The organism is Boseongicola sp. (assembly GCF_057460485.1).
Map to the genome: position 1 here is coordinate 1 of NZ_JBVCWP010000257.1, position 5,500 is coordinate 5,500.

Below are 5,500 nucleotides of genomic sequence, written 5' to 3' on the forward strand. Positions count from 1 at the left end.
CCGACCATAGACCGCGTGACTCGACATACTCCGCAAACGGTTCCCGCCCCTCACCGCGTCCACGAATATCTTAGACCGCTGCCTGTGTGAGTTCTGCGCGATGCACTTAAGACGGCGGCATCGCGACGCATTGAGCTTGTCCAGACACCAGCAATGACGCAAGCTAGCCGCTGCGAACGGGGATACTTAACTTTATGAAATACTTCGATGTTACTCGGCTCTTGTCGGGTGCCCTAGAGGCCAATGGCCAAAGGGGCACCGCAACTGCTTTTGTCATACTTCTTCTGTCATCGGGACTGCCTGCAAGCGCGCAGTCGTTCTTTGCATCCAACGTGACCGACCCGGCCGCGGGCGTGGATCGGGGATCGACGTCAGGCATCCGCAAGCTGGACGCACCGACGGCCTTTCTCACTTTTGATACATATGGCTCAGAAGACATAGGCCCAAATATTCTGGGCCTAGGTTATGTCCAGCCTGACATGGCTTTTAGCGGCGACCAGCTTGATGTCGTTGGCGTCATCGCGGGTCCGTCCGCCGAGGACAGCCTGGAATTGCGCGCAGGCGGCATCGGTTATCGCTTCCCGGCTCTTGGTACGCGCACCGAAGGGATCGCCTACCTCTCGTATGCCAACATCGCGCTTGGCACCGAAGCCAATCTTGCGTTCGATGTATCGGGGACGCTTTCTATCGGTGCGGTTGGTATACGCCATACCGCCGAAAGGGAAAACGACGCGAAACTTACGTCGACCGCCGAAGTCATAGCACGGCGCGCCACGGGCACAGCGTTTGGGACGCAGGTGATTGACGAAGACCTGCGCCTTTTGCGTGTTTCGACCCTATACCAACAGGGCCTGCCAAATCTGTTTCAGCGTCGTTTCGCAGCCGCCGTCACAGTCGGTTTGGATGCGTTGGGCGCGTCCGAGACTTCCAATGGCCAGGCCTCGACTCCGGGCGCAACATCCGAGTATTTACGCGCATCCTTCAGCGCGGAAACCTCTATTCCCTTGTCCGAAATGTGGGTCGCCAACGCTGGCATCATCGGACAATGGAGCACGGACAGCCTCCCGGTCTCGCAACGCTGCGGCTATGGCACAAACTCCTATGCCCGAGGCTTTGATCAGACTTATGTCCTTGGCGACCAATGCATCGGCACACGGGTCGAGATGGCCTATAACCTGCAAGCCCCGGAACGCACTGATACCGGCTTTCTGTTCACACAGGCCTATCTTGGCGTCGACGTCGGGCGGTTTTGGAACAATGCAAACGATGTGGTGCCGTCGCGCACCGACCAATGGTCAAGCGGGTCCTTGGGCGTGCGAACCATCCAAGGCAATTTTGTCGGCGAGGCCGTCCTGACGCATATCTTCGACAAACCCACTGGCGTGGCACCGCAGGAACGTACCCGGTTCTGGGTTCGCGCAGGGTATCGGTTCTAACCAGCTCCTGCTTTCCGTTCGCCGGAAGAGCGCCGGCTTCCAGCGTATGAAAAGGCGGCGCAGTGACGAACAGGTCCGGCACACATTCACCAATCATGGGAGAATGGAAGACTAAGACAGTCCGAATATGCGATGGCCCTGCTCTTCAATGCGCCGCCACCTAAATGGCTCGCATGCAAATGTTGCAGGAATGTTTGAATTGTTTGTTTTTTCGAAACCAAAACGGATTGCGGATCACGTCTTTTCAAATAGTCCGGAGATCGAGGCTTTGATCTCATTTGGCACCACGTCCGAACCGAAGCGGCGCACAAACAGGTTTATCGGAGTGCGAAGCGTATTTTCAGAGTGCTCGGGCTGCTCATAGAGACGGGCAGACACATAGTGCAGATGTTTCAAAACAGCGACAGCGCGCGGGCGACTTAAAACAAGTGCGACACCTCGGGCACGCAGCGACGGGCTCACCGGATCCGAAAACAACGGCTCAAAAAACACCGCAGCAAGGGGGCTCGCCTTGTAAAGTTCGCTCCGCACTGCTGCCAATTCGCGGCGTCGACCGGCAGCCATCAAGGCCTGGCAGAGCAATACCAGAACATAAATATGGTGCTGGGATCCTTTGATGCTCAGGTGTTTCGCCTGAGTAAGGCTTTCGATCGCCGCGTCTGTATCTCCTACAAACCCACGCAACTGACCCACGATCGATAGGGACGACGCGACTGACCGACACTTCGGCAAAGCGTCAGACGCCAGCTGCAAAGCCAGACTTTTGTATCCGCGGTCAACAAAGTACAAAAGTTTCGCGGCTATTATGGCCAACTCGGGACGCGATTGCGCATAATCCAGGGAACCAAGCACCAACTTCTCGATCTCGGCTTCGTCCACCGCGCAACTGTCTTCCCCTTTGTAGAACAGGTCGCGTCCACGCGTGACGTATTTGGTGTGAAGGTGCGTTGCATACATAAGCATAATCGAGGGATCGTCGGGATGTTCTGCACGCAAAGTCCGAAGGCGCAAATCGTTTTGCGGCCACGATATTTGAGCGTTGTCAGCCTTGTTTCCAGCCTCGTGCATGGCGACGGGCAAAGGCACATGGTCTGTCCCGGTTTCTGTGTCCGCCTGCCACGCTTTTGCAAGTAATAAAGGCGCGATCCGCGCGGCATAAGCCTGTAAGGCAGCCCCGTTGCGCACAAACGGCGCAATATCAAATCGAGTGACATAGAGAATACGATTAGAATGCGCGGATTTCGCACTCACCACGCATTCCATTTTCCCACCATCGCGAAAAAAGGTAAGATGGACGGCCAACGAGTGACCGGCCACTGCCGATCCGCTGTCCAGCCCAAAGTCGGCCTTAACCACCACGTTTTGATCAGGCCCCAGCAGCCCGCGAAGCTGTTTGGCAAAGTGTTCGGCCACCACCTGATCAAAACCAGGGGCATCCGAAAGCAAATTTGCGCCTTGCACCGGGCCAACAATCAGAAAAACATCGCCAGGGTCCCGCGCAACCGGGCCAGTTTTCGCAACCCAAACGTATCCCTCACCGTAGCGTGTCGCGATAAAACGCGGCTCTTTCGGGTTGTCGCCAAGTTTGCGGCGGATCCGATTGATCAGAAAATCAATATTGCGGTCGTTCTTCTCCGAACCCGTCTCACTCACCGCATCAAGCAATTGGTTGCGCGTCAGCAAACGCCCCGCGCGCTCAGCCAAAGCACCAATCGCCCGCGATTCAGATCGCGTGAATGCAATGAAAGACCCATCAGGGCAATCCGCCTGCGAAAAATCTTGGTTAAAGCGGACATCCGAGTTTTTTGGATCAGAGTTCATCTATTTCTTCATTGCAATTTGAAACCCGGTTCTAGCATTTAATCGAGATAATTCAATTGGTTCACACACACACAAACCATCGGTAAATCAGTGCGGCATATGGCGCGCCTGACACTGCCGGTTCTTCGCCCCCTAAGCCAACCAAGTTGTAGAAAATAACGCTAAAGCGGCCAAAAGATCAGGATTGCAGGCATCGCAACCGCGACGACAAGCACCTCAAGAGGCAATCCCATGCGCCAATAGTCCCCAAAGCGATAGCCTCCGGGACCAAGGATGATTGTATTGTTCTTGTGCCCGATCGGCGTGAGAAACGCGCAAGACGCCGCAACTGCTACCGCCATAAGCCAGGCATCTGGATTGGTGCCCGTTGCCGTCGACAACCCGATAGCAATCGGCGCCGCGATTAGCGTTGTCGCAACGTTGTTGAGGAAATCGGAAAGCGTCATTGTGACGACCATCAAAACCAAAAGCGAAACCCAAGCCGGGAACCCTGCAGTAACCGAAAGAATTTGAAACGCAATAAGTTCAGCGCCGCCCGACTCCTCGAAAGCCGCGGCAAGCGGGATGAGGCTCGCCAACAGCACAATGACCTTCCATTCGATCGAGTCATAAACCTCGCGGCCCGACACAAGCCCGACCGCAATGAACCCAATGACCGCAGCCGCAAGCGCGACCGGCAGGGAACTCCAGCCCAACACGGCAACGCCTATCGCCGCCAGAAAAATCCCGACGGAAAGACCCGCCTTGGATCGCTGAACGACCTGCGTCGCACGTCCTTCAATCGGAAGCACACCAAGCCAGGAGGCCGCAGCGGCGTTGCGTTCCGGCGTTCCCAGTAGCAAAAGTACGTCTCCGGGTTTGACTGTCAAAAGCCGGACCCGATCGCGGAACCGCTTTCCGTTCCGCGACACGCCCAAAAGCGTAACCGAATGCAGATGTAGAAGCTTCAGTCCGCGCGCCGTGCGTCCGGCAATGCGCGCGCCGTCCGGGACAATAGCTTCCGTTAACGTCAGGCCACCAGAGGTAACGCCGCCAGAATGCTTCTCAGAACCCGAGAACTCCAGAGCGCCCTTGCCCATGAAAACTTCGATGGATTTGGGCTCTCCCTCAACGACGACAAAGTCCCCAGCGCGTATATCCTGACGCGCAGCAAATCCCGGCAGCCTTTTGCCGCGTCTGACAAGTCCTAGAATGTGCAGGTCATGCTCTTCCGCAAGCGGATAAAGATCGCCGACAGTTATGCCTTCTGCGAGCGTTTTCTCACCAACAAGAAGCTCTGCGATGTAGCGCCCCTTGGCGAACTCCGCTTCCTGCTCATGCGCACCTTCCCGTTTCGGCAGAAATCTCCAGCCTATAAGCGAAACGAACGTGATCCCAACGATGGCGACCGCGAGCCCCACCGGGGCGAAATCAAACATGCCAAACGGCGCACCAAGCGCGTCCTGTCGATATACGGAAATAACTATATTGGGCGGTGTCCCGATCAAAGTGATCATGCCACCCAAAATCGTCGCGAAGGAAAGCGGCATCAAAGTCTGACTGACAGCTCGTTTCGCTTTCGCAGCAGTTTCCACATCAAGCGGCATCAAGATCGCCAATGCGGCCACATTATTGATAATCGCAGACAGGCCCGCGCCGACAATCGCAATGATCGCAATGTGAAACGGAAGGGGGCGCTCGGCATCCAGCAAACGCGACGCCAGTTTCTCGATCGCGCCCGATCCGACCAGTCCGCGCGAGACAATCAAAACAAGCGCGATGATCGCAACGGCGGAATGCCCGAACCCGGAAAAAACCTTGTCGGATGGCACCAATCCCAATGCAGCCGCCAATACAAGCGCTCCAAACGCCACAAGATCATAGCGAATACGCCCCCACACCAGCAGGACGAACAGCACTGCGAAAATTCCGAAGATAAGTGTTTGATCACTTGGCATGAACAAACATAAATCACGCGCGTCGCAGCAAAGGTAGGGAAATCTCCGGTCCATATACCGCCTTTTTTATAGCAAGCGATCTCCGGCAGCTGCGAACCGGGCCCCAAATCGCCGCATGCCAAAACATGGGTTTGCAAGGACGCCAAAAAAAACTGCTTTCTGTCCCGGCGACTCCCCGTTAGCGTGCGGTCAGGGAGGACTAATAATGAAAATAATGAATACACTTTTGTCAGGCGCCGCGTTTGCGTTTGTCGTTACTCTGGCTGGCCCCGCCGCCGCACAGGATTGCCCGCGCGGTGATCTGGA

3 protein-coding genes are annotated in these 5,500 nt (G+C 56.0%); 1 reads left to right on the plus strand and 2 read right to left on the minus strand.

Annotation, left to right across the window (positions count from 1 at the left end; all coding sequences use genetic code 11):
- Positions 1-194: 194 nt before the first annotated feature.
- The gene (locus tag AC221Y_RS19630; protein WP_486708112.1) at positions 195-1,436 is read left to right on the plus strand and encodes a ShlB/FhaC/HecB family hemolysin secretion/activation protein; all 1,242 of its coding nucleotides are present in this window, start codon (positions 195-197) and stop codon (positions 1,434-1,436) included.
- 234 nt (positions 1,437-1,670) lie between these two features.
- Here the strand turns inward: AC221Y_RS19630 and AC221Y_RS19635 are convergent, their stop codons facing one another.
- Positions 1,671-3,257, minus strand: coding sequence for a winged helix-turn-helix domain-containing protein (locus AC221Y_RS19635; RefSeq protein ID WP_486708113.1), 1,587 nt, complete (start codon positions 3,255-3,257; stop codon positions 1,671-1,673).
- Positions 3,258-3,418: 161 nt separating this feature from the next.
- Complete coding sequence (locus tag AC221Y_RS19640; RefSeq protein ID WP_299752459.1) at positions 3,419-5,194, minus strand: SLC13 family permease; 1,776 nt, start codon at positions 5,192-5,194, stop codon at positions 3,419-3,421.
- Positions 5,195-5,500: the final 306 nt, after the last annotated feature.